The following is a 24,084-nucleotide window of genomic DNA, read 5'->3' as shown; positions in this document are numbered from 1 at the left end:
GGCCCAAGACACTTGCTGTCGGGCCTTTTTGTAAGAGGAGGAAAGCGATGATTTATCTGGATAACGCCGCAACTACCCGGATTCATCCCCAAGTCTTGGCTACCTATAGCCAGGTGGCTCAAGAATTTTTTGCTAATCCGTCGAGTGCTCATGGCCTAGGGCGTAAGAGTCGACAACTTTTGGAACAGGCTCGTACCCAAGTTGGTCAACTATTAGGTTATCGTCCACAGGAAATCTACTTTACTAGTTCAGGCACTGAGGCCAATAATTGGGTCTTTCAACGGATTGTAAGCCAGGCCCACAAACGTCGGCCTGAGGCTAAGCTGGTTTTGGTCAGTCCCATTGAGCATCCTGCAGTCTTAAGACAACGAGACTACATCGAAAGCCAGGGCTTGACTTGGGGCACTTTGCCAGTAACTGATCAAGGACAAGTAGATTTGGAAGCTTTCCAGGCTAAGTTAGGACCAGAAGTTTTGTTGGTTTCCACCATGGCTGTCAATAATGAGATGGGGGCTTGCCAGCCTTTGGAGCAGATGGCGCAAATCTTGGCTGACTATCCACATATTATCTGGCACGTCGATGGGGTTCAGGCAGTTACGACCGAATTGTCTCGAATTCAAGAGGCTAGAATTGATTGTTTAAGCTTGTCCAGTCACAAATTTCATGCGCCACGCGGTGTAGGGATTTTGGCTTGTCGCCAGCGCGTGGATTTGGTTCCCCTCATGATGGGAGGCGGTCAGGAGCAGGGGCAAAGGTCAGGAACGGAAAATTTAGCTGCGATTGTGGCGACCGCTAAGGCCCTACGTCTAGCCCAAGCCGAACAAGCCCAGACGCGTTCGCGCCTTAAGACCTATCGCCAACAACTAGCTCAAGCCTTAGAAGCGCAGGGGTGGGTTATCTTTGCCCAAGATACGGCAGCGCCTCACATTCTGTGTGCAGCTCTTCCAGGAATTCCCGGCGAGGTCTTGCTCAATGCCTTCGAGGCCCAAGGCATCTATGTGTCAACTACCAGTGCTTGTTCCAGTCGAGTAAAATCTGACCATCACAGTTTGGCTGCCATGGGTGTACCCCAAAACTTAGCCCAGTCCGCCTTACGCTTTAGCCTCGCAGCGGATAACAGTGATCAGGATATTGAAAAATGTCTAGTAGCCATTCCAAAAATTAGCCAACAATTTGAGAAAACACGAGGAAAATCATGAGTCAAAAACAAATTCTCATTCATTACGGCGAACTCTCAACTAAGGGTCGCAATAAAAAAATGTTTATTAATAAATTAGCTGAGCATATCCGTTACCGTACCCAGGATTTAGAACGCATTAAGATTGTACCTGAATACGACTTTATGCATTTGATTTGGCAAGAAACTCCTTACCAAACAGTGATTGAGCGGCTTGAGACAGTACCAGGTATTTCGCGCTTCGAGCCAGTCTATCGAGTGGACAAGGATCTGGACGCAATCAAAGCTCAAGCACTGGCCTTGTTTGAAGAAGTGAAGCCAGCTGCTGGCAGTTCTTTTAGAGTTTTAGCCAAACGTTCTGATAAGACCTTTGCCTACGACACCATGGATCTACAGAGAGAAGTGGGCACCTGCCTAGGTTTAGCTTATCCAGATTTAGAAGTAGACTTCAAGACTCCAGATTACAAATTAACAATCAGTATCCAAAAGGCTGGCGCCTACTTAAGCCTCTTGTCTTATAAAGGGGTAGGGGGATTGCCTTATGGGGCTAGCGGCCGCGCCTTACTCATGCTATCCGGGGGGATTGATTCTCCTGTGGCAGGCTATCAGATGATGAAGCGTGGTTTGGAAATCGAAGCAGTTCATTTTGCCAGCCCACCTTATACGGGCCCGCAAGCTCTGGAAAAGACCAAAAAATTAACGGCTCAATTGGCTCAATATGGTCGAAGCTTGACTTATCATTGTGTGCCTTTTACTGAAATTCAAGAAGAAATTAAGGATAAGGTCCACGATGATTTTTCCATGACTATTATGCGTCGTATGATGCTTCGGGTCATGGAGGCGCTAGTGAATCGTCAACAAGCTGATGCTATTGTGACGGGAGAATCCTTAGGGCAAGTAGCCTCTCAGACACTGAAGAGTATGCGGGCCATCAACCAAGTAACTTCCGTGCCGATTTTGCGGCCCTTAATTGCAGTAGATAAGAACGATATTATTGCCCAAGCGGAAGCCATTGGGACCTATGAGATTTCCAATGAGCCTTTTGAAGATTGCTGTACGGTCTTTGCCCCTAAATCACCACGTACTAAGCCAAAATTGACGTCTGTAATGGAGTTAGAAGCTCTCTTAGATGTGGAAGGATTAGTTGAGCGAGCGGTTGCAGGGACCCAAACTGAAGTTATTGGCGCAGATTACGGCAAGGTAAGTAGCCCAGATTTTAGTCACTTATTATAGATTGTTTGATTGCAGCCTGATGGTTTTGACTTCCAGGCTGTGATTTTTATCTCTAGGTCATAAAATCGGATTGTAAGCTAATAGAAACCTTGCCAGTCTAGCCTTAATCAGGAAAAGTAGTCTTTGAGAAATGGGTCAGAATCATGACAAATTCAAGATAAGGAGATTAACTATTTCTTTTTCCCTAGAACTTATGTTATCATAGTCTTGGACTTGAAGGAGTGATAGACATGCAGACGAGTGTATATGGTATGGCAGTACTATGTCTTCGTCTTATCATCCTAGGGATGAGTCTCCTCATTTTCCGGGGTGTGAACTGGAACCAGCTCATGCGCCAGAATGCTAAGCAAGGGGCCTATGCTGTTTATGTTATGGTCAGCCTTGCAGTGGGGCACTTAGTCGGGTCGTTTATGATTGAAATGACGGAATCCTTACAGAACTTATTGTTAGGTTTCCTTAAATAAGAGAGTGTATCCCTATTTGTTCGCTCCAAAACGAATAGGCGTAAGAATAGGAGAATTTTTGATGGAAGAGATTATTGTTCAAGGTGGTAATCGATTAGAAGGTGTAGTCAAAGTTGAAGGAGCTAAAAATGCGGTCTTGCCAATCTTGGCGGCGGCTATTTTAGCAGAAACAGGCAAGGTTTATTTATCTAATGTGCCTGTTTTATCAGACGTCTTTACCCTTAACAACTTACTGACGGCAATTAACGTAAGCAATAAATTTGATCAAGAAAACAATGAAATGACTTTAGACGCAACCGGTCCTGTGTCAACCACAGCTGATTATGACTTTGTCAGCAAGATGCGGGCATCGATTGTTGTGATGGGGCCACTCTTAGCACGCTTTGGTCATGCACGAGTGGCAATGCCAGGTGGCTGTGCTATCGGGACTCGTCCTATTGACCTCCATCTCAAGGGTTTTGAAGCTTTGGGGGCAAAAATTACACGCGCAGCAGGCTATGTTGAAGCGCAGGCTGATAAGTTAGTGGGTGCGCGTATCTACTTGGACTTCCCAAGTGTGGGCGCGACTGAAAATATTATGATGGCGGCTGTCTTGGCAGAAGGCACTACTATTTTAGAAAACGTAGCGCGTGAGCCGGAAATTGTGGATTTAGCTAACTTCTTAAACCGTATGGGTGCTGACATTGTCGGTGCTGGGACGGAAACAATTAAGATTCATGGGGTCAAAGCCCTACATGGCACCTCCCATGATGTGATTCCAGACCGGATTGAAGCAGGTACCTTTATGGTGGCGGCTGCTGTCACCCAAGGCGATGTCTTAGTTGAAGGGGCTGTGTCAGAACACAACATGCCGTTGATTAGCAAATTGCGTGAAATGGGCGTTGTATTCCACGAGTATCAAAATGGATTACGGGTCATTGGGCCTAAGACTTTGCAGCCAACAGATGTTAAGACCTTGCCATATCCTGGCTTCCCAACCGATATGCAGGCACAAATGTCTATCGCCCAACTCTTAGCTGAAGGCTCAAGCTCCTTGACCGAAACAGTCTTTGAGAACCGCTTTATGCACTTTGAAGAGTTGCGCCGGATGAATGCCCACTTTACCATTGATCGCCAAAATGTGGTCATGGAAGGTCCTACCCAATTCTATGGTGCTAGCGTTAAGGCCACCGATTTACGTGCAGCTGCAGCCTTAATTATTGCAGGTTTGACGGCTGAAGGAGTAACTCGTGTGTCTGAATTGAAGTATCTAGATCGTGGCTACTTCCGATTCCATGAGAAACTCAAAGCCTTAGGTGCTAATATTGACCGGGTTAATAGTGCTCAAGTAGTAACGCCACAAAAGACTACGACTCTTGCATAGAGGAGGGTCTTAAATGGCTAAGAACGTCGGAATAGACTTAGGAACAACAAATGTTTTAGTGAATTTATACGGTAAAGGGATTATCCTGAATGAGCCTTCTGTCGTAGCCATTGATACGCGTAGCCAAGAAGTCATTGCTATTGGCCATGAAGCCTATGAAATGATGGGCCGGACACCTGAATCCATTCAGGTTATTCAACCACTAAAGGGTGGCGTCATTGCCGATTTTGATATCGCAGAAGCCATGCTTATGCTCTTTATGCAACGTTTGAACCTAACCTCTTGGTTTGCTAAACCCAATGTTTTAATTTGTGCCCCATCAAAGGTAAGCGAGATTGAACGCCTAGCCTTAATTGAAACTGTCGAACGGGCAGGTGGAGGGCGTATCTACTTAGAGGAAGAACCAAAGGTAGCCGGTGTAGGTGCTGGTATTGACCCATTGAGCTCATCGGGTAGTATGGTCATTGATATTGGTGGTGGAACGAGTGACTTTGCAGTCATTTCCGCTGGTGAGGTAATTGCCAGTGAATCCATTAAATTGGCTGGCGATGACTTAGATCTAGCCATCATTCAATATCTCAAAGACAATTTCCACATTCTGGTTGGTGAACGTTCAGCCGAAAGCCTAAAGAAGGCGGTCGCGTCTGCTGTTCTCTTACCGGAGGAAGAAGTAGAAACCTATGATGTAAAGGGACGCGACCTCTTGACCGGCTTGCCTAAGTCAGTGAATGTCGATTCTAATATGATTTGTCAGGCTATTCGACCAATCTTGATTGAGATTGCCCGAGTAGCTAAGCGAGTCTTAGAAACAATCCCGCCTGAGATGGCCGCTGATGTCATGGAGAAGGGTATTCTCCTTACAGGTGGTGGTGCTTTGATGTATCACATGGATACCTTCTTAACTGATTTTCTCAAGGTGAGTGTCTTAAAGGCAGAACAACCCATGAACTGTGTGGCGATCGGGTCAGGCTTGATGCTAGATTTGATTCTCTCAGGTAAATTAGAACGTACCAACCCGACATGGCGACAAAGACTGAAGCGTCGACTTCAGCGTATCAAACGTCGTATCTTCGGGTAGAAAGGAGTCCTTATGGCAGAAAAACTTATGAAAAAATCTGTCTGGGCCACTGTTGGCAAGACTTTATTACGGGTCATTATGTACCTGCTCTTACTTTTCTTGTTTTTTGTCATCGGGCTAATTATTGGCTATGCCATAATTGGCAAGGGCAACTTCTGGGAAGTGCTGAGCCAAGATACTTGGCGTCATATTATTGATTTAGTCTTCAAATAGGACAGACGTCTACTCCAACGGAGTAGGCGTTTTTTATATTTGCGAGACTAGATTAAAGACTATTTTTCAAGCTTTGAGGCTTGCGGCTAGGGATAGGCAAGGGCAGGATTACGTGCTATAATAAGGGGAATGAGGGGGTGAAGTCGTGTATCCATTTGATTGGCGGGAAGTACTATTATATTTATTACCAATTGTATATGTCATTTTGTTTGATCGCTTTTTCCGCGAAGCCATGGCTTCTTTTACCTTCTACAAGTTTTCTCTCGCTGAAATGCTCCTCCCTATGTGGTGGGTCTTGATTCATGGCTTCAGTAGCTTTATCTTTGGCTTCAGTCTGGGGCTTTTGACCCTCTATCTGACCTTGATTATTTTAGTAGTCCACCTCTACGACTATATTCGACAGATTGAAGTTTTCAGTTACCGTCGCTACCTTCACCAGGCTAGTCGAGTTGTCTTCCTATCCTTTTCTAGCATGCTATTAGGGCTGATGCTTCTTCGTATTGCTAGCTTGTGGCTACTCTAGGGAAAATCTCCCACCTTTCCACCACTCATCCCCACCTAGGGAAAACCTTGATATAATAAGTTTTTTAAGCGCCGCTAGTTTTCTAGTGGGCTTTTTTTTATGAATTTTATAAGAATAGGTGGTGAAAAGTGGTGGGATGTGGTAGAATATGGGTAAGCTATCATGGGAGGTGTATGCAATCGTGTTAATTGGAGAATTTCAACATAATATTGATGCCAAAGGGCGATTGACTATGCCTGCTAAATTTAGGCCTGAATTAGGTGGCCAATTCGTGGTTACCCGGGGCTTGGATGGCTGCTTGTTCGGTTACCCTATGGAAAACTGGGCCGTGCAAGAAGAAAAATTAAAGAAACTCAACCTTATGAAAAAAGATGCTCGGCAATTCGCCCGCTTCTTCTACTCAGCTGCCACTGAAGTAGAAATTGACAAGCAGGGTCGGATTAACTTGCCGCAGACGCTTCTTGACTACGCTAAGATTGATAAGGAATGCCGTGTCATCGGTGTTTCTGATCGTATCGAAATTTGGAGCAGCGAACGTTGGGATGAATTTGTCGGTGACGCCGAAGAAAATTATGAAGCAATTGCTGAAGGTATGATGGATTTTGACCTGTGATGGAGTGAAGACAATGGAATTTAAACATGAGACGGTGCTCTTGCATGAAACCGTTGATGGTTTGGATATCAAGCCAGACGGCGTCTATGTTGATTGCACCTTAGGGGGCGCTGGTCATGCCCAGTATTTACTGGACCAACTAGGACCTCAAGGGCATCTCTATGCCTTCGACCAGGATATGACGGCCATTAACAATGCCAAACTTAAATTGGCTGACTATGTTGAAAAAGGCCAAGTCACCTTTATTCACCAAAATTTCCGTCATTTGAAGCAGGCTTTAGAAGAACTTGGTATTGACCAAGTGGACGGAATTTACTATGACCTAGGAGTGTCTTCGCCGCAACTTGATGTGGCCGAGCGTGGCTTTAGTTACGGTCAAGAGGCCCGTCTAGATATGCGGATGAACCAAGAACAGACCTTAAGTGCCTATGAAGTCGTCAATGACTGGCCTTATGAAGACTTGGTACATATTCTCTATCGTTATGGGGAAGAAAAATTTGCCAAGCGTATTGCACGTGTTATTGAAGAAAGACGTGCTCAGCGACCTATCGAGACAACGACTGAATTAGCAGAAATTGTCAAAACGGCTATTCCTGCTGCTACCCGTCGTACAGGTGGGCATCCAGCAAAACGTAGTTTCCAGGCTATTCGAATTGCTGTCAACGATGAGTTGGGGGCGGTTGAAGATTCACTGGAGCAGGCGCTGACCCTTCTGAAACCAGAAGGGCGTATTAGCGTCATTACCTTCCATTCCTTGGAAGATCGCTTAGTTAAGCAATTATTCAAAGAAGTAAGCCAAGGACCAGAAGTGCCTCGGGGCTTACCCGTTTTGCCTGGCCAGATGCAGGCGCCTTTTGCCTTGGTCAATCGCAAACCGATTGTGGCAAGTCCAGAAGAATTAGAGGCTAACAATCGTTCGCGGAGTGCTAAGTTGCGCATTCTCCGCAAGAATTAATAGAAAAGCAAGAATTAGAGAAAGAAAGAAGGGATACCATTGGCTGAAACAGTAACAAGCGAACAATATTTTAAGCGCAGTTCTCAGACTCGTTACCGCCAAGTGGCAAGCCCAGAGCCGCCTTTAGCGACCGGTGCGGCAATTGATGACAGTCCAGCATTAGGTGCGCCTGATTTAGTCAGTCGTCCTAGAGTGGGTAGCCAAACTAAAAGCAGAGTGGGTTCTTTGAGACTCAGTCGTTATGAGGTTTTCTTGCTCATGTTAACCTTTTTGGTTGTGGTGGGGAGTGTCTTTGTTAATCTCATTATGCAGTCCAAGACTCAATCTATTCAACGTTCTAGCCAAGAGATGATGCAACAAACCTTAGAGCTACAGAAACAGACAGATGTCATGCGTGACCAAATGACGGAACAATATAAATACGATAACATAAAACAAGCGGCTGAAAAGCAAGGAATGAAGGTCCGCCAAGATAGTGTGAAGGATTTGACTAAGCCATGAGTCAACCAAATAATCAAATGATTCAACGCAATCTCAGATTCTTGGCAATCCTCCTTGCTGGATTAGCAAGTATCGCGATTTTTCGTTTCACCCAAATTAGCCTTTTCAAAACAAGTAATGGGCAGGATTTAGCTGCCTACCATGAAACAGGGACCAAGAGAAGTAGTATTACCGAGGCAAGGCGGGGGAGTATCTTTGACCAACAAGGGAACCCTATTGCAATGGATACTACTTCTTATTCTCTTTTTGCGGTGCTTCGTAGCGATTGGGGCGACACTAACCTTGTCAAAGACCCTGATGTGACGGCCAAAGCTTTGGCCAAGCATTTGGGCTTAGATCGGGATAAGATTTTAGCTCAACTGACTCAAAACAATGTCTACCAAGTAGAGTTTGGGAATGCTGGTCAACATTTGTCATCTGAAACTAAAAAGGCGATTGAAGCCGAAAATCTACCAGGCTTAGTTTTTGTCAGCGAAACGACACGTAAATATGTGAATGATGTCTATGCATCTCACCTGATTGGCTATGCGACGGCAGCGGCTAAGGAAGAAGATCAACCTTTAAGTGCTCAAGTCCTAGAGGGTAAACTGGGGCTAGAAGCTGCCTATAATGTCAGTCTTAGCGGTCAAGATGGCAACCAGTCGTCGACTCGTCAATTAATTGGCAAGGATTTACATCTAACCTTAGACTCACGTCTACAAAACAAATTGGAAGAATTAATGACCCAATACCAAATGACTTACCAACCGGAAGCTTTGCAAGCCTATTTGGTGGAAGCCAAAACTGGTAAGCTAGTAGCGGCTTCTCAACGTCCAAGCTTTAACCTCAATAGTCGCGAAGGCATTGAGGCAGAATGGAAGAACTTGATGGTGGAGGAAGCCTATGAACCAGGTTCAACTATTAAGATTTTGACCATGTCAGTGGCTTATGATCGCCAACTCTATAAGCCTGGTGAGCTCTATCAATCAGGCTCCATACAAGTTTACGACCAAGTGGTAAAGGACTATAACAAAGTAGGGTGGGGGCAGATTAGTTTTGAAGAAGGCTTGGCGCGTTCCAGTAACGTGGCCATGGTCAATCTTGTTAACCGCATGGGCGACCAAGAGTGGGTAAAGAAGTTAGGTGACTTTGGCTTTGGCAAAGGTACTGATTTCGGTCTGGAAAATGAAACAACTGGTAACTTCCAATTTGATAACCCAGTTTCACGAATTATGAGTGGCTTTGGCCAAGGTTTCTCCGCTACGCCTATCCAACTCTTACAAGCCTATAGTAGTATAGGAAATCAGGGCCAAATGCTGAAAGTCCAAGTGGTTCAAGGATTGGATTCAGCAGGTGAATTCCAAACCCGTGTCTTAGGTAAGCCAATTTCCAAGGAAGCAGCCAATCATGTTCTCCAACTTATGGTGGACACGGTTGAGAAGCCCTATGGGACCGCAGTCTCCTTCCGTAACCCATATGTAAAGGTTGCGGCTAAGACAGGGACCGCCCAAATCGCGGATCCTAATGGTTCAGGCTATCTAACGGGAGCAAATGACTACTATCACTCAGTAGTAACTTTCTTCCCAGCAGATAACCCTAAATACATGCTCTATATGGCCATGAAGCGGCCGCAACAAGATCACGGGCTTCTTGGATCGCAGATTTTAGGTAAACTCTTTAATGACTATATCGAATATATTATGGTGAAACCATAAGAAGAAAGAAGGACATAGGATGCAAGTAGAAGACTTACTAAGAGCAGTTCCTAGCGGTCAATTGTATGGCCCAGAAATCAAAGGGGAAATCACGCAACTAGTTAACGATACACGTAACTTAGTGCCTGGTTGTGCCTTTGTTGCCATTAAGGGCCTACAATTTGACGGCCACACTGCTGTGGAACAAGTAGCAGCAGCTGGGGCTAAACTTATGGTGGTAGAAGTCCTGCCTGAAGATTGGCAAGATTACCCACTAAGCTTTTTCTTGGTTCCTTCAACTTTCCGAGCACAAGCCTTGTTAGCTAATCAGTTTTTTGGTCGACCTACCGAGCATCTTAATGTGGTGGCAGTCACCGGGACTAATGGTAAAACAACCATTTCTAGTCTTATCAGTGATTTGCTCATGCAATTAGGGCATAAGACAGGGCTCATTGGGACCCTACATTATAAGGTGGATCAGACTTATTATCCGTCCATCAACACGACGCCAAATGCCTTGGCTCTTCAGCAATTATTTGCTGAAATGGTATCGGTAGGCTGTCAGGATGCTCTAATTGAAGCCTCTTCTCATGCCTTAGCCTTGGGACGACTTTGGGCGACGGATATTGACTGTGCCATCTTCACTAACTTAACTCGGGAACACTTGGATTTCCATAAAACCATGGAAGGCTATGCCTACGCTAAGTCCTTGCTTTTTGCCCAACTAGGACAAAAGTTTGAAGGCGATGGTCCAAGGCTTGCTATCATCAATGCGGATGATCCTTATGCTTCAATTATGATGCAAGCAACGTCAGCGGATGTTTTGACTTATAGTCTTGAAGATCCTAAAGCTAGCGTATATGCTGACCAACTAGCAGTTAAGGATGGTAACCAAACCTTCAGACTGCATTACCGAAATCAGACCTATCAAGTTGTGAGCCCTATGCTTGGCGCCTACAACGTAGCTAACTTTATGGCGGCCTTTCTTTGCTTGGTAGACTATTACCATGTCCAACCTCAAACAGTGGTTGATCTAATGCTCAGCTTTGGTGGGGTTGAGGGCCGGATGCAAAGACTCGATTTAGGACAAGATTTCCAAGTGGTGGTTGACTTTGCTCACACGCCAGATGCCATTGAACGTGTGCTCCAAGAGTTAAAGGCTCAGGAGCCTAAACGCCTAGTTACCATTATTGGACACAGTGGCGGTAATCGTGATAGTGGGGCACGCCCGGAAATTGGGGACAAGGTCTTTGAATATTCGGATTGGGTGATTTTCACGGCCGATAATCCACGACATGAACCTGTGACAAAAATTTGTGCTGAGTTAATTGGAAATCACGATGAAGTGCCTTATACGGTCATTGAAGATCGCAAGGCGGCTATTGACTATGTGATTTCTCAGGCGCAAGCAGGAGATTTATTGGTCTTTGCCGGCAAGGGGAGTGAGCCCTACCAGATTATTGGTGATGACAAGTTACCTTATGATGAAGTAACAGAAATTGAAGCGGCTGTTACCCGCCACTTTGGTTAGGAAGGCCGAAAAAATAGTAAACAGAGAGGAAGAGTGAGATGGAATTACTATTGCCAATGGCCGTGAGTTTTGCAATCACGGTAATCATTATGCCGTTCTTTATCGGCTACTTTAACTATCGAAAGATTGGACAGACAACCCGTGAAGAAGGTCCTAAGTGGCATGAAGTCAAGACGGGGACACCGACCATGGGTGGAACAGTCTTTATCATGGCCATTTTAGTCACCCTTTTAGGGTCCGCTGCTCTCTTGCGACTCTTAGACGGCGGTGTCTGGATGCTCTTGTTGACTTTCTTGCTATTCGGTGGGATTGGCTTTATCGATGACTTTATTAGTATCTTCCGCCATCAAAATGAAGGTTTGACGCCACGTCAAAAATTCTTAACCCAATTGATTTTTTCTGGTATTATCGTTTTAATTGGTCTTTTGAATAAGGTGCAATTAGCCTTCAACCTAGGCCCAATTCTTATCAGTAATGCCCTTGTGATTGGTATTTTCGCCTTTATCTGGATTACAGGTTTCTCCAACGCAGTCAACTTAACAGATGGTTTGGATGGTTTAGCAACAGGCTTAAATATTTTTGCTTATGGTGTTTATGGGGCCATGGCACTTAAGAGCAAGCAAACCTCCTTAGCCTTGATTTGTTTGGTGGTAGTAGGTGCATTAATTGGCTTTTTGTATTATAATAAAAAGCCGGCCAAGATTTTCATGGGGGACGTTGGTTCCTTGGCTTTAGGCGCTGGTTTAGCGGTGATTTCGCTCTTAGTAAACAATCCTTGGAGCTTACTCTTAGTTGGCATCGTCTTTGTAGTAGAAACTGCCAGCGTCATGTTACAAGTAGCGTCCTTCAAGCTAACTGGTAAACGAATTTTCAAGATGAGCCCAATTCACCATCACTTTGAAATGAGTGGTTGGAGTGAACAAAAAGTTGTGACCGTATTTTGGCTCGTTGGCCTCTTAGCAGGGTTAGGCTATTATTTCATATTCTAATCAGATAAGGTGTGGAGTTTAATGGGACAAATGGGTCAAGATTTAAAAAATAAAAAAGTGCTAGTAATGGGTTATGCTATGACAGGACGCTCTGTCGTTGAATACCTCTTAACTCAAGGGGCACAAGTAACCTTAAATGACCGGGGAAATCTTCTAGAAGATTCGTCGGTCCATTTGCTTATGGACAGAGGTGTTAAGGTGGTAGGTGGCGGACATCCGCTAGAACTCTTAGACCAGGACTTTGATTTTATGGTCAAAAACCCTGGGATACCATATCATGTGCCTCTAATTGAAGAAGCTCAAAAAAGAGGCTTGCCTATCTATACAGATATTGAGCTAGCTTCATGGATTGCACCATGTCCTTTTGTGGCCGTGACGGGAAGTAATGGTAAGACCACTACGACGAGTTGGATTCATCAAATGCTAGCACACCGACCACATGGTCAGGCGCGTTTAGCAGGCAATATTGGGGTGCCGTCACTTGTAACGGCCAACCAAGCAAGCCCTGATGATGTAATCGTCATGGAAGTATCCAGCTTCCAATTGATGGGCACCGAGAAGTTCCGACCAAGTATTGCAGTTATGACCAATCTGACCTCAGCCCATTTGGATTACCATGGGAGTCAGGAAGGTTACGAGGCGGCTAAATTCAAACTAGTAGCTAATCAGACGGCGGCCGATTTTTGGGTCTATAATGTGACAGATCCAACCCTTCGTGCGCATGCCAATCAGGTTAAAGCCCAGCAGGTGCCATTTAGTCATTTGCCAGCCAGCCCTGAAGTGCAGGCCCAGGGTGCCTATCGCCAAGGGGATGCTCTATATTTCCGCGGTGAGGAAGTAGCCAAAGTGTCACAAATTGGCGTGCCTGGTGATCATAACGTTCAAAATGCCCTGGCAGCAATTGCAGTGGCCAAGTTACTAGGCGTCTCCAACCAAGCTATTCAAGCGGAGTTGAGTGCCTATGCTGGCATGCCTCACCGCTTGCAACCTATTGCTAAATCAGCGGGTCGTATCTTCTACAATGACTCTAAGTCAACCAACATGGTAGCAGCTACTACTGCTCTTAAGAGCTTTACTCAACCAATCCGCTATATCGGTGGTGGCCTAGATCGAGGCAATGAATTCGATGATTTAATCCCCCACTTAGAGCATGTTGTAGAGGCCTTTCTCTATGGGGAAAGTAAAGAAAAAATGGCTAGAGCTTTCCGACAAGCTGGAGTGCCAGCTATTCATCTTTATGAAAACTTAGACCAAGCGAGTTTGGCTGCCTATGAGGCTGCTCAAGCAGGAGAAGTGGTCTTATTCTCACCTTCATGCGCAAGTTGGGATCAATTCGCTAACTTTGAGGTGCGGGGTCAGCATTTTGTGGACTTGATCCAGTCTTATCTGGCTGAAAAACCTTATAAGGACTAAAAGGGAGGTAGTCTAGCATGACTGAAATTAAACGTATCGTACTTTCAGGTGGCGGAACAGGTGGACATATCTATCCAGCTCTCGCCCTCTATCAAGTCATTAAAGCCAAATATCCGGAGGTAGAGTGCCTCTATGTTGGTAGTAAGAAGGGCTTGGAGGCAGATATTGTCGCAAAAGAAGGCCTAGCCTTTCAATCAGTTGAGATCCAGGGTTTAAAACGTTCTTTATCTCTTGAAAACCTTAAGACAGCTTGGCTTATGTTAACCAGTGTCCACAAGGCTAAAAAGATCTTACGGGACTTTAAGCCAGATGTGGTGATTGGGACAGGAGGTTATGTCTGTGCACCAGTCCTCTATGCAGCTAGCCGTCTAGGTATTCCAAGTTTAATTCATGAACAAAATAGTGTAGCAGGTGTTACCAATAAATTCCTTAGCCGTTTCGTCAATCGGATTGCGACTTGCTTTGAAGAAGTGAAAAGTGACTTTAAGGGGCAAGAAAGCAAGATTATTTTAACTGGGAATCCGCGTGGCCAAGAAGTTGTGGCTACACCTAAAATGGACACCATCCTTTCAGAACAATTCCAGTTAGATGATCAAGTGCCAACTGTCTTAGTATTTGGGGGGAGCCGTGGTGCGCCAGCTATCAACCAGGCGGCCGTTGAAGCCATTCCGTCTTTTGCTGGACAAGACTACCAAGTTATTGTGGCAACAGGGCGAGTGCATTATGATGAATTGCGACAAAGCCTCAAGGAAGAGCTGCCAGCTAACGTCCGTCTAGTGCCTTATATCGACAATATGCCAAGTCTCTTGCGCCAAATTAAGCTAGTAGTCGGTAGAAGTGGGGCAACTAGCTTAACGGAATTAACGGCATTAGGCTTGCCAAGCATTCTGGTGCCTAGTCCTTATGTTACCAACAATCACCAGGAGCATAATGCTATGGCCCTTGTGGACCATGGGGCGGCTCGCATGATTAAACAAGCTGATTTGACTGCGAATAGACTAGTGGAGACCATCCAGGAACTGATGGCTGACCCAGAAAACCTAGAAAAAATGGCTCAATCAGCCTATGAATTAGGGATTCGTGACGCCTCAGATCGCTTGGTACAAGTTTTAGAAGAAATCTGTAAGTAAGAAAAATAGAATCTAGAGAGAGGAGGGAAGTAATGGCTAATTATCGTCTGGATCAGCGTAGTCGCTATCAAGAAGATTATCAGGAGAACCGTCAAACGCTCAACCAACGTCGCCAACCTAGCCGGCAAAGAAGTCAGGGCAATTACCGCTTAGATGCGAATGGACAACCTGTTATGCGCCCTAATCAGGATCGTCAGCGTCCTCATACTTATCAGGAAGCGCCCTATGACTATGAAGAAGCGCAAGGAGTTCCTAATCAGCCTGACTTTTCAGGCAGACGCCAGGGCAATCATCGTATTAAGCCCAAGCCGACTCAATCAAGTCAAGCCTGGACGGACTATGAAGAGAATTATGAGACCCGACTTATGACTAAGCCCAGAGCGGGTAACTATCGACAAACTCCTCATCACACTTCCCTCCCTAATCAAGAAAAAATAAGTAAGGAATTTGGACAAGCACGTTGGCCTAAGGGCAAGATGAAGCTATTTTCCGTCTTCGTTGTCTTAGTTTTAAGTTTGGCAGTAGTGGGTTATCGACTCTTGCCAACACATTATGTCAATGCTGTTCAGATTGTTGGAAACCAGCGAGTGGATGGTGAAGCCATTGTCGCCGCCTCAGGTATTCGCGATTTTGACCGAGTCAAAGACATCATGGCTAAGCGCAAGTCGATTGAACAAGCCATTATGAAGGAGAATCCACTTGTCAGCAAGGTGACCTTACGTCGTCCTAATATGCAGAGTCTCCAACTAGAGATTGAAGAACATGCTATTGTAGCCAAAATTAAATCAGGAAACCAATGGATTGCAGTTTTAGATAATGGGACTTGGGGTGATTTTAGTGCCAGTGTGGCAGCTAAAGAAGCGGTCAACCTAGACCAATTGCCAGAACTCTTGGTTCAGGCCCCATCAGGTCGAGTAACAGAGTTGACAAGCATGTTGAAACAAACCCCGCCTGATATTCTCAGTCAAATTGAAAGTCTCAAGCTAGGTCAAGAGGCTAGCAAGAATAGTGCCTTTGAAGCTAAGATGCGGGATGGCAACCTGGTTAAGGCAGTATTACCAACCTTCAATCTTAAGATGACTTTCTACAATCAAATGCTTAAAGAATTAGGTGATAAGAAGGGGACACTTAATCTGGAAGTGGGAGCCTACTTTACGCCATTTACAGGCCAACAACGGCCAGTAAGGGTCCAGTCTGGACAACAACCTTAATAGACAAATAGAAGCGAGGACTTAGTCCTCGCTTTTACTATATGCCCGTCTTCATAGTGTCCCGATAGCTAGTATGGGAAGGCTTTACTATGTGAAAAAGAACAAACAGAGACAAATAAGGGAAAAATCTATATTAATTCTTTGTGACAGGCATTATTTCGCTTCATATCAAGGCCAGTATGTGATAGAATTATAGGGAGAGATTATATCTCATCCAGGGAGTCCAAGGTTCCCTGTGAGAGGACAAAGGAGGGCTAACGCTTGTGAGAACCCCAGAAATTTTTGTTAGTTTAGATATTGGGACTACCTCAATTAAAGTGGTTGTAGCTGAGCACATGAATGGCCAAGTCAATATTATCGGCGTAGGTAATGAAAAATCACGTGGCTTAAGCCGTGGCGTGATTGTTGATATTGATGAAACGGTCTATTCCATTCAACAGGCCATTGCGCAAGCAGAGCAAAAAGCACAAGTTAAAATAAATGATGTCATTGTCGGCGTACCAAGTAACAAGCTGATGATTGATAACTGTCACGGCATGATTGCTGTTTCCAGTGATACTCGTGAGATTACCGAAAAAGATGTTAATAATGTCATTATGGCTGCTAAGGTGCGGTCTGTTCCACCTGAACGGGAAATTATTTCCATCATTCCAGAAGAATTTATTGTGGACGGTTTTACCGGTATTCGCGATCCTCAAGGTATGATTGGGGTTCGGCTAGAACTCTACGCACGCTTGATTACAGGTCCTAAGACCATCATCCACAACATTCGTCGTTGTGTGGAGAAGGCTGGACTCAACATTACGGAATTAGTGGTACAACCTCAAGCTATTGCAGAAGTAGCCCTAACGCCTGATGAACGTGAATTTGGGACCATCATCGTAGATATGGGTGGGGGCCAAACCAGTGCCTCAATTATTTATGACAACCAATTGAAGTATTCCTTCGTTGACCAGGAAGGTGGCGACTTCGTCACTAAGGATATTTCCTTAATCCTTAATACTTCCTTAGAAAATGCAGAACGGATTAAACGTGAGTTTGGTTATGCGGTCTCTCGTCAGACTTCTGAAGAAGAATACTTCCCAGTGGAGACAGTTGGGCGTAAGGAACCTGTTCGCGTAGATGAACGCTATTTATCAGAAATTATTGAAGCCCGTTTGGCGCAAATCTTTGAGACAGTTCGAGATGACTTGGAAGGGGTCGATGCCCTCGACTTACCAGGCGGTTTCGTTCTGACTGGTGGAGCGGCTTCCTTACCAGGCGTCTTAGAACTAGCCCAAGAGTATTTTGGTCCTAAGGTTCGCCTCTATATTCCAGAGCAAATGGGTATGCGGAACCCAGTCTTTACGACAGCTATTGGCATGGTAGAATATGCAGCAGGCTTAGATGTTGTGCATCGCATTGCGCAAGGAACTTATCAAGCAGCTAGTGCACCACGTCAAGATCGTGGGTTTGAGCGGCCTTATCAAGAGACTGCATCACAGGATGTAACAAACCAGCCAATGATGCCACCTCGTCAGCAAGCGCCTCGCCGTCCGGTAAGACCAGAGCGTCAACGGACGGTAGCAGAGCCAGTATCAGATTATGATGCATACTCCAACCTTGGAGGCTATGCTGCTGAAGAAAGCAACTATGTTCCAGAACCAGAGGCAGGCGTTAATTATGATAACCCAGTCCCTGTTGTAGGAAATGGCATTATCAGTAAAATCCAAGCATTTTTCAGAACATTTTTCGATTGAGATTCAGGAGGAACGATTTATGGAATTAGCATTTGATTCAATTAACGGCCGTGACGGCGCCGTTATCAAAGTCATCGGGGTCGGTGGGGCCGGCGGTAATGCCGTTAACCGTATGATCGCTGAAGGCGTCCAAGGGGTAGAGTTTATTGTAGCCAATACAGATACTCAAGCTCTCAAAGGCTCACAAGCAGAAACTAAGATTCAATTAGGTCCTAAGGTAACCAAGGGCTTAGGGGCAGGTTCAGTCCCTGAAGTAGGTCTTAAGGCTGCTGAAGAAAGCGAAGAACAAATCCGTACAGTACTTGAAGGCGCAGACTTAGTCTTCGTAACAGCTGGTATGGGTGGGGGGACCGGTACGGGTGCTGCCCCAATCGTAGCGCGCATTGCCAAAGAATTAGGCGCCTTAACAGTGGGTGTCGTGACACGTCCATTCACCTTTGAAGGTCCTAAACGTGGTCGTTACGCTGCTGAAGGTCTTAAGAACTTGAAGGAAAACGTGGACACCTTGGTGACCATCTCTAACAACCGTCTCTTAGAAATCGTTGACCGTAAGACACCAATGTTAGAAGCTTTCTCTGAAGCGGATAACGTTTTACGTCAAGGGGTTCAAGGGATTTCTGACTTGATTACTGCACCAGGTTACGTCAACTTGGACTTTGCTGATGTGAAGACCGTCATGAAAGACCAAGGGACTGCCCTCATGGGTATTGGGGTGGCTTCTGGTGAAAACCGTACTGCTGAAGCAACTAAGAAGGCTATTTCTTCTCCACTCTTGGAAGTTTCAATCGATGGGGCTGAACAAATCCTCTTGAACATTACCGGTGGTTCTGACTTAACCCTCTTTGAAGCTCAAGATGCCAGCGAAATCGTGGCCAACGCTTCAACTAGCGATGTAAACATCATCTTCGGTACTTCTATCAACGAAAACCTAGGCGATGAGGTAGTAGTTACGGTTATCGCAACTGGGATTGATACTGAGAAGAATGCGCCTAGCAAGATGGCTCAACGCCCAGCGCGCAACAATTACAATGCAGCGCCTGCAAGCAATGCGCCAGAGCCAAGCCAACCAGCAGTGTCACCAAGCAATGACATTGAATTAGCACCACGCGGTCGCGAGAGCGAACGTGACTTATTCAGCGACTGGGATATCCGTCGTGAACAAAGCACTCGTGAGTCTGCTCATGACATGCCACAGCGGACTTTCCAACGTTCAAGTGACGTTAGCCGAAATCGTCAAGTTGACACAACGGAAGATAACGAACTTGATACACCACCATTCTTCCGCAAACGCCATCGTGGCTAGTTTAATCAACTAGTTGTTGGCAAGCACCATGGGCACGCAAGTCTACGCTTCTGGGCGCTAGCTGGCGTGCCTATGGTCGTTATTGAAGAAGAAATCAAGTAAAGAGGTAGAGCCATTATGCTGATACAATTTATTTCTTGGGCCTTTACGGCTTATGAGACCCTCATTCTTATCTGGGCTATCATGTCCTGGTTCCCTGATGCCCGTTACAGTGAATTGGGACAGTGGGTTGGGAGACTAGTTGAGCCTTATGTTGAGCTCTTTGATCGCTTTATCCCTCCAATAGGGAACGTTAGTCTTTCGGCCTTTGCGGCACTTGCGGTTCTCCATTTAGTGCGTAATTTTCTCTTTCGTCTCTTGATTGGGGTGTAATCCCATGAAAGAGGGCATTTATCAACATTATCGTAAAGAAGAACAGGCCTTCATTGACTATGTGCTAGAACAGATGGCTTATGCGGCTAGTCGCTATTGTCCGGTCACTAGTTACTTTGTGACTCCGCGTGAGGCCCTGATTGCCCAGCAACTGGCTAATGGACAGGATGAAGTTCAATTAGCCTGCCAAGGTGGCTTGCCAGGAGCTGAACGTCAAAGACTGGTTTTTTATCCCCAGTATTATGATTTAGAAACTAGCGACTTCCAGATTCAAGCCCTGAAGATTCACTTTCCGCAGAAATTTGCCAATATAAGACATGGGTCTATCCTAGGTTCTCTCCTAGGGGCTGGCTTAGAACGCAATCGAATTGGTGATATCATCACGGATGGTCAAGACTGGCAAGTGCTAGTGGATGCCAAGATTGCGCCCTATGTTTGTCAGAATGTGACTAAGATAGGAAATGTCGGAGTAAGGCTTGAGAATATAGAGCCTGATCAGCTTCTGACGCCACAAGTCCTCTGGGAAGACCAGACGGTCATTACAACGTCATTAAGGCTTGACACTATGCTGAGTAAAGTCTATAATTTTTCTAGACAGCGTGCAAAAGAAGCCGTCTTAGGGGGCTTGGTCAAGGTCAATTATTTAGAAATTAATCGACCGGATTTTGAGCTAGAGGCAGGCGATTTTGTTTCGCTTAGGAAGTTTGGACGTTTTCAAATTGATGCCGAAGAGGGGTTGACTCGTAAAGACAATATTCGTCTTAAGGTCAAAGTCCTAGTCGTCTAAAGAAGAGAGCAAGAACAAAGGAGTGTGTGACATGCCAATTACACCAAATGATATTTTAACCAAAGACTTTGATCGCGAATTCAGAGGTTACGCCAGAGAGGAAGTCAATGAATTTCTAGATGAAGTTGTCGTTGATTACGAACGTGCTTTGGATCAAGTGACTGCCCTTAAACGCCAGTTAGCGGAAGCTGATGAGAAAATCAAAAATTTTGAGAAATTGCAAGAATCCTTGAATAGCTCAATCTTGATTGCTAACGAAGCCGCTGAACGCCTTAAACAAAATGCCCGCAAGGAAGCTGAACTCATTATTTATGAGGCAGAACGTGAGTCTGATCGCATCATTGCTAATGCACATGATACCGTCAACCACTTGGCTAATGAAGTAGAACTCTTACGTCATAATGGACGCAACCTCCAATTCGAAATGCAACGCATGTTGACTCAACAATTGGATTTAATTAAGTCTCAAACATTTGAACAGGAAATTGCTTTTGCAACACCTGCGACAGAAGATAGTCAAGCTGAAGAACGTAGTTCTGAGCGCGTGGCTGCCTTAGAACAAGAAGTGGAGACACAAGTTACATCTGACGTTGAAGAATTCGTACATGAAACTCAAGGTGACGTAGAAGCTAAGGCGGCACCTGACAAGGATGACCAAGCTTCTGTTGAAAGTATCTTGGGCCAAACCATCAAAATTGAATTACCAGAAATGATGTAAGACCACTATCTTCACTACACATCCCCAGCGATCTAGGAAGGGTGCAAGCCTAGAGTTCCCTGTAGAGTAGATAATCAGCTTACTTATAATGCCCGGTGAACCAAAGTAGCCGGTGCCGCTTAAAGAGCGTTATCATGTAAGAGAATTTGTATGACTACAAATAAAATTGGGTGGTACCACGTTGCGACGTCCCGTTGAGGGGCGTCTTTTTATATTTTTTTTGTAGTTAATACTGTCAAGAAAGGAATATTGCCAATATGAAACTAAAAGAGACCCTCAACCTCGGTCAAACCGATTTCGCCATGCGGGCGAATTTGCCAACAAAAGAAGTTATCCTACAAAAAGAGTGGGAAGATGCGGATCTTTATCAACAAATCCAAGCTAAGAATGCTGACAAGCCGACTTATGTTCTCCACGATGGGCCTCCATATGCCAACGGGAAAATCCACATGGGCCATGCCCTCAATAAGATTAGTAAGGATATCATCATTCGCTCTAAATCCATGTCTGGCTTCCGGTCGCCTTATGTACCAGGTTGGGACACACATGGTCTGCCAATCGAATCTGCCCTGACTAAGCAAGAAGGGGTTGACCGCAAGTCCATGTCTGTGGTCGAATTCCGCAAACTCTGTCAAGAATATGCCCTACGCCAAGTAGAAGGCCAAAAAGCTGACTTCAAACGCTTAGGTGTGACAGGTGAATGGGACAATCCTTACTTGACCCTAGCTCCTGAATACGAAGCGGCACAAATCCGTATTTTCGGCCAAATGGCGGCAAAAGGCTATATCTACAAAGGCTTGAAGCCAATCTATTGGTCACCATCGAGTGAATCGTCCTTAGCAGAAGCCGAAGTCGAATATGCAGATGTAACCTCTCCTTCTATCTACGTGGCTTTCAAGGTCAAGGACGGCAAAGGCATTGTGCCTGAAAATGCTGAGTTCGTAATCTGGACTACCACGCCTTGGACTTTACCAGCTAACTTAGGGATTTCAGTGAGCCCTGTGGCTAGCTATGTTCAAGTCAAAGTGGGAGACCGTCATTTCATCGTAGCCCAAGACTTGCTGGAGTCCTTAGCTCAAACCCTCAACTGGGAAGATTACCAAGTAGAAGCGCACTATCAAGGGAAGGACTTTGACCGACTCACTGCTTGGCATCCTTTCTATGAACGGGAGTCCCTACTCATGGTGGGAGATCACGTAACCCTAGATGCAGGGACTGGTTTGGTACATACTGCTCCTGGTCACGGGGAAGATGACTACCATGTTGGTAAAGCCTATGGTTTAGATATTCTGTCCCCATTGGATAACCAAGGTCACTATACTCATGAAGCTCCTGGCCTTGAAGGTGTCTTCTATGCAAAAGGCAACAAACTAGTAGTGGAATTACTCAAGGAAAAGGGTGCCCTGCTGTCTTATTCTGAATTTGTCCACAGTTACCCGCATGACTGGCGGACTAAAAAACCTGTTATTTATCGGGCGACACCACAATGGTTTGCTTCTATTGATAAATTCCGTGAAGAATTGCTTGAAGCAATTGAAACACAAGTTAAATGGTACCACCCATCAGGCCAGCCACGTATCTACAACATGATTCGTGACCGGGGTGACTGGGTCATCTCTCGTCAACGTGCATGGGGTGTGCCACTCCCTATCTTCTATGCTGAAAATGGGGAAGCTATCTTAACAGCTGAAACCATTGAACATGTGGCAAGCTTATTTGAAACACACGGTTCTAATGTCTGGTTCGAACGTGAGGCTAAGGACCTCTTGCCTGAAGGCTTCACGCATCCTGCTAGCCCAAATGGTAAATTCACCAAGGAAACTGACATCATGGACGTATGGTTCGACTCTGGGACCTCTTATGCAGGGGTTTTAGAAGCCAGAGATTATCTGACTTTCCCAGCAGACCTCTACTTGGAAGGGTCTGACCAATACCGTGGTTGGTTCAACTCAAGCTTTACCACTTCGGTTGCTGCTAAGGGCGTACCGCCATATAAGGCAGTGCTGTCTCAAGGCTTCGTCTTAGACGGCAAAGGCAACAAGATGAGTAAGTCATTAGGTAACGTAATTGTGCCGGAAGAAGTCATGAATGAGCTTGGAGCTGACATTATCCGCCTATGGGTTCTCAGTGTGGACTCAGAATCAGATGTACGGATTTCTAAGGATATCCTCAAGCAAATTGCTGAGGCTTACCGTAAAATCCGGAATACCATCCGCTTCATGCTAAGCCACGTGTCAGACTTTGACCCAAGCAAGGACACTGTAGCTTTTGAAGACTTACGTCCAGTTGATCAATACATGACAGCTAAGTTCAAGCTCTTTGTCAACGACCTTTTAAGTGCCTACGATAAGTTTGAATTTGCTAGCATCTATAAGAAGGTCATCAACTTCATGACGGTTGACTTGTCTGCCTTCTACTTGGATTTCGCTAAGGACGTACTCTATATCGAAGCGCCAGATAGCTTACCTCGTCGTCAAATGCAAACCGTCATCTACGGCATCTTGCGTGACCTCTTGCCACTCTTAACTCCAGTCCTCTTGCATACCATGGAAGAAGCTTGGAAGGAATTGCCAGGGGTTGAAGGCTTTGTTCAGTTAGCAGAATTCCCTCAAGCAGTAGATGGGACCGCTTATCAAGCCCTGGTGGATCAGTGGAAACTCTTCTTCCATGTCCAACAAGGGGTTCAAAAAGCCTTAGAGGAAGCGAAAAATGCAGAACAAGATCCAATCAAGAAATCTTTTGAAGCAGCAGTAACCCTCTATGTCAATGAAGAACAAGCCAAGGCTTTGAAGGCCTTGAGTCAAGATTTAGATCAATTACTCATTGTCTCTCATCTAGACTTAGTGACCACACCGGCACCAGATCACGCCTTAGTCTTAGACGATTATGCAGTTTCTGTTAGCCGCGCTCAAGGGCATGTCTGTGAACGATGCCGGGCAGTCCGTCCAGAAGTAGGAACGATTGCGGAGGCTCCAACCCTTTGCCATCGTTGCCACCAGATTGTTAAGACACATTACCCTGCTTACTTTGAAGCAGAATAATAATATAGTAAGTAAGAGCAACATTCCTTTCGGATGTTGCTTTTGCTTGAAATGGAG

General features: G+C 45.4%; 22 protein-coding genes. All 22 read left to right on the top strand.

Annotated elements, in window-relative coordinates:
• Window positions 1–47: 47 nt before the first annotated feature.
• The 22 genes from ACO53F_RS01145 to ileS all read left to right on the top strand — a co-directional run bounded on the left by ACO53F_RS01145 (window position 48) and on the right by ileS (window position 24,027).
• Window positions 48–1,199: a cysteine desulfurase family protein gene (locus ACO53F_RS01145; protein WP_485136990.1), complete on the top strand. Its 1,152-nt coding sequence runs from the start codon at window positions 48–50 to the stop codon at window positions 1,197–1,199.
• The gene (gene thiI / locus ACO53F_RS01140) at window positions 1,196–2,410 is read left to right on the top strand and encodes a tRNA uracil 4-sulfurtransferase ThiI (RefSeq protein ID WP_485136989.1); all 1,215 of its coding nucleotides are present in this window, start codon (window positions 1,196–1,198) and stop codon (window positions 2,408–2,410) included. Before ACO53F_RS01145 ends, thiI begins: the two co-directional genes overlap by 4 nt.
• 230 nt (window positions 2,411–2,640) lie before the next feature.
• Complete coding sequence (locus ACO53F_RS01135) at window positions 2,641–2,874, top strand: DUF1146 family protein (RefSeq protein WP_023390954.1); 234 nt, start codon at window positions 2,641–2,643, stop codon at window positions 2,872–2,874.
• 61 nt (window positions 2,875–2,935) lie between these two features.
• Window positions 2,936–4,237 (top strand): UDP-N-acetylglucosamine 1-carboxyvinyltransferase, encoded by a 1,302-nt coding sequence (gene murA / locus ACO53F_RS01130; protein ID WP_485136988.1) that lies wholly within the window; start codon window positions 2,936–2,938, stop codon window positions 4,235–4,237.
• 13 nt (window positions 4,238–4,250) lie between these two features.
• Complete coding sequence (gene mreB / locus ACO53F_RS01125; protein ID WP_485136987.1) at window positions 4,251–5,315, top strand: rod shape-determining protein MreB; 1,065 nt, start codon at window positions 4,251–4,253, stop codon at window positions 5,313–5,315.
• Window positions 5,316–5,327: 12 nt separating this feature from the next.
• Window positions 5,328–5,528, top strand: coding sequence for a DNA-directed RNA polymerase subunit beta (locus ACO53F_RS01120; protein ID WP_485136986.1), 201 nt, complete (start codon window positions 5,328–5,330; stop codon window positions 5,526–5,528).
• A 145-nt stretch (window positions 5,529–5,673) separates the two neighbouring features.
• Complete coding sequence (locus ACO53F_RS01115; protein WP_485136985.1) at window positions 5,674–6,051, top strand: hypothetical protein; 378 nt, start codon at window positions 5,674–5,676, stop codon at window positions 6,049–6,051.
• A 181-nt stretch (window positions 6,052–6,232) separates the two neighbouring features.
• Window positions 6,233–6,664, top strand: coding sequence for a division/cell wall cluster transcriptional repressor MraZ (gene mraZ, locus ACO53F_RS01110; RefSeq protein ID WP_070755665.1), 432 nt, complete (start codon window positions 6,233–6,235; stop codon window positions 6,662–6,664).
• Window positions 6,665–6,677: 13 nt separating this feature from the next.
• On the top strand, window positions 6,678–7,619 hold the full coding sequence (rsmH, locus tag ACO53F_RS01105) for a 16S rRNA (cytosine(1402)-N(4))-methyltransferase RsmH (RefSeq protein WP_485136984.1): 942 nt from the start codon (window positions 6,678–6,680) through the stop codon (window positions 7,617–7,619).
• Window positions 7,620–7,658: 39 nt separating this feature from the next.
• Window positions 7,659–8,120: a hypothetical protein gene (locus tag ACO53F_RS01100; RefSeq protein WP_485136983.1), complete on the top strand. Its 462-nt coding sequence runs from the start codon at window positions 7,659–7,661 to the stop codon at window positions 8,118–8,120.
• Window positions 8,117–9,814, top strand: a complete 1,698-nt coding sequence (locus ACO53F_RS01095) for a peptidoglycan D,D-transpeptidase FtsI family protein (RefSeq protein ID WP_485136982.1) — start codon at window positions 8,117–8,119, stop codon at window positions 9,812–9,814. Before ACO53F_RS01100 ends, ACO53F_RS01095 begins: the two co-directional genes overlap by 4 nt.
• A 19-nt stretch (window positions 9,815–9,833) precedes the next feature.
• Window positions 9,834–11,324, top strand: coding sequence for a UDP-N-acetylmuramoyl-L-alanyl-D-glutamate--2,6-diaminopimelate ligase (locus tag ACO53F_RS01090; RefSeq protein ID WP_485136981.1), 1,491 nt, complete (start codon window positions 9,834–9,836; stop codon window positions 11,322–11,324).
• 38 nt (window positions 11,325–11,362) lie between these two features.
• Entirely contained in the window at window positions 11,363–12,313 is a 951-nt protein-coding gene (gene mraY, locus ACO53F_RS01085) for a phospho-N-acetylmuramoyl-pentapeptide-transferase (protein WP_485136980.1), read from the top strand.
• Window positions 12,314–12,334: 21 nt separating this feature from the next.
• Complete coding sequence (gene murD, locus ACO53F_RS01080; RefSeq protein WP_485136979.1) at window positions 12,335–13,726, top strand: UDP-N-acetylmuramoyl-L-alanine--D-glutamate ligase; 1,392 nt, start codon at window positions 12,335–12,337, stop codon at window positions 13,724–13,726.
• Window positions 13,727–13,743: 17 nt separating this feature from the next.
• Window positions 13,744–14,856 carry an undecaprenyldiphospho-muramoylpentapeptide beta-N-acetylglucosaminyltransferase gene (murG, locus tag ACO53F_RS01075; protein ID WP_485136978.1) on the top strand — a complete coding sequence of 371 codons (1,113 nt, stop codon included), beginning with the start codon at window positions 13,744–13,746 and terminating at the stop codon, window positions 14,854–14,856.
• A gap of 32 nt (window positions 14,857–14,888) precedes the next feature.
• Entirely contained in the window at window positions 14,889–16,067 is a 1,179-nt protein-coding gene (locus ACO53F_RS01070; RefSeq protein WP_485136977.1) for a cell division protein FtsQ/DivIB, read from the top strand.
• 263 nt (window positions 16,068–16,330) lie between these two features.
• Window positions 16,331–17,806, top strand: a complete 1,476-nt coding sequence (ftsA, locus tag ACO53F_RS01065; RefSeq protein WP_485136976.1) for a cell division protein FtsA — start codon at window positions 16,331–16,333, stop codon at window positions 17,804–17,806.
• Window positions 17,807–17,825: 19 nt separating this feature from the next.
• Entirely contained in the window at window positions 17,826–19,109 is a 1,284-nt protein-coding gene (gene ftsZ, locus ACO53F_RS01060; protein WP_485136975.1) for a cell division protein FtsZ, read from the top strand.
• Between the two features lie 117 nt (window positions 19,110–19,226).
• On the top strand, window positions 19,227–19,481 hold the full coding sequence (locus ACO53F_RS01055; RefSeq protein ID WP_485136974.1) for a YggT family protein: 255 nt from the start codon (window positions 19,227–19,229) through the stop codon (window positions 19,479–19,481).
• Window positions 19,482–19,485: 4 nt separating this feature from the next.
• Window positions 19,486–20,268: a YlmH family RNA-binding protein gene (locus ACO53F_RS01050; RefSeq protein ID WP_485136973.1), complete on the top strand. Its 783-nt coding sequence runs from the start codon at window positions 19,486–19,488 to the stop codon at window positions 20,266–20,268.
• 31 nt (window positions 20,269–20,299) lie between these two features.
• Entirely contained in the window at window positions 20,300–20,986 is a 687-nt protein-coding gene (locus ACO53F_RS01045) for a DivIVA domain-containing protein (RefSeq protein ID WP_303824952.1), read from the top strand.
• Window positions 20,987–21,243: 257 nt separating this feature from the next.
• Window positions 21,244–24,027, top strand: coding sequence for an isoleucine--tRNA ligase (ileS, locus tag ACO53F_RS01040; protein ID WP_485136972.1), 2,784 nt, complete (start codon window positions 21,244–21,246; stop codon window positions 24,025–24,027).
• Window positions 24,028–24,084: the final 57 nt, after the last annotated feature.

The sequence above is a fragment of the Abiotrophia sp. genome (genome assembly GCF_057275535.1).
Note: the sequence above shows the minus strand (reverse complement) of the source record. Positions and strands in the feature narration are given on the sequence as shown.

What these genes read in the sequence shown, in the direction of transcription:
- ACO53F_RS01055 (WP_485136974.1), top strand. Translation starts at nt 19,227, where the DNA reads ATGCTGATACAATTTATTTCTTGGGCCTTTACGGCTTATGAGACCCTC.
- ACO53F_RS01070 (WP_485136977.1), top strand. Translation starts at nt 14,889, where the DNA reads ATGGCTAATTATCGTCTGGATCAGCGTAGTCGCTATCAAGAAGATTAT.
- mreB (WP_485136987.1), top strand. Translation starts at nt 4,251, where the DNA reads ATGGCTAAGAACGTCGGAATAGACTTAGGAACAACAAATGTTTTAGTG.
- ACO53F_RS01050 (WP_485136973.1), top strand. Translation starts at nt 19,486, where the DNA reads ATGAAAGAGGGCATTTATCAACATTATCGTAAAGAAGAACAGGCCTTC.
- thiI (WP_485136989.1), top strand. Translation starts at nt 1,196, where the DNA reads ATGAGTCAAAAACAAATTCTCATTCATTACGGCGAACTCTCAACTAAG.
- mraY (WP_485136980.1), top strand. Translation starts at nt 11,363, where the DNA reads ATGGAATTACTATTGCCAATGGCCGTGAGTTTTGCAATCACGGTAATC.
- ileS (WP_485136972.1), top strand. Translation starts at nt 21,244, where the DNA reads ATGAAACTAAAAGAGACCCTCAACCTCGGTCAAACCGATTTCGCCATG.
- ACO53F_RS01145 (WP_485136990.1), top strand. Translation starts at nt 48, where the DNA reads ATGATTTATCTGGATAACGCCGCAACTACCCGGATTCATCCCCAAGTC.
- ACO53F_RS01090 (WP_485136981.1), top strand. Translation starts at nt 9,834, where the DNA reads ATGCAAGTAGAAGACTTACTAAGAGCAGTTCCTAGCGGTCAATTGTAT.
- murD (WP_485136979.1), top strand. Translation starts at nt 12,335, where the DNA reads ATGGGACAAATGGGTCAAGATTTAAAAAATAAAAAAGTGCTAGTAATG.
- murG (WP_485136978.1), top strand. Translation starts at nt 13,744, where the DNA reads ATGACTGAAATTAAACGTATCGTACTTTCAGGTGGCGGAACAGGTGGA.
- murA (WP_485136988.1), top strand. Translation starts at nt 2,936, where the DNA reads ATGGAAGAGATTATTGTTCAAGGTGGTAATCGATTAGAAGGTGTAGTC.
- ACO53F_RS01120 (WP_485136986.1), top strand. Translation starts at nt 5,328, where the DNA reads ATGGCAGAAAAACTTATGAAAAAATCTGTCTGGGCCACTGTTGGCAAG.
- ACO53F_RS01135 (WP_023390954.1), top strand. Translation starts at nt 2,641, where the DNA reads ATGCAGACGAGTGTATATGGTATGGCAGTACTATGTCTTCGTCTTATC.
- ACO53F_RS01045 (WP_303824952.1), top strand. Translation starts at nt 20,300, where the DNA reads ATGCCAATTACACCAAATGATATTTTAACCAAAGACTTTGATCGCGAA.
- ACO53F_RS01095 (WP_485136982.1), top strand. Translation starts at nt 8,117, where the DNA reads ATGAGTCAACCAAATAATCAAATGATTCAACGCAATCTCAGATTCTTG.
- ftsZ (WP_485136975.1), top strand. Translation starts at nt 17,826, where the DNA reads ATGGAATTAGCATTTGATTCAATTAACGGCCGTGACGGCGCCGTTATC.
- rsmH (WP_485136984.1), top strand. Translation starts at nt 6,678, where the DNA reads ATGGAATTTAAACATGAGACGGTGCTCTTGCATGAAACCGTTGATGGT.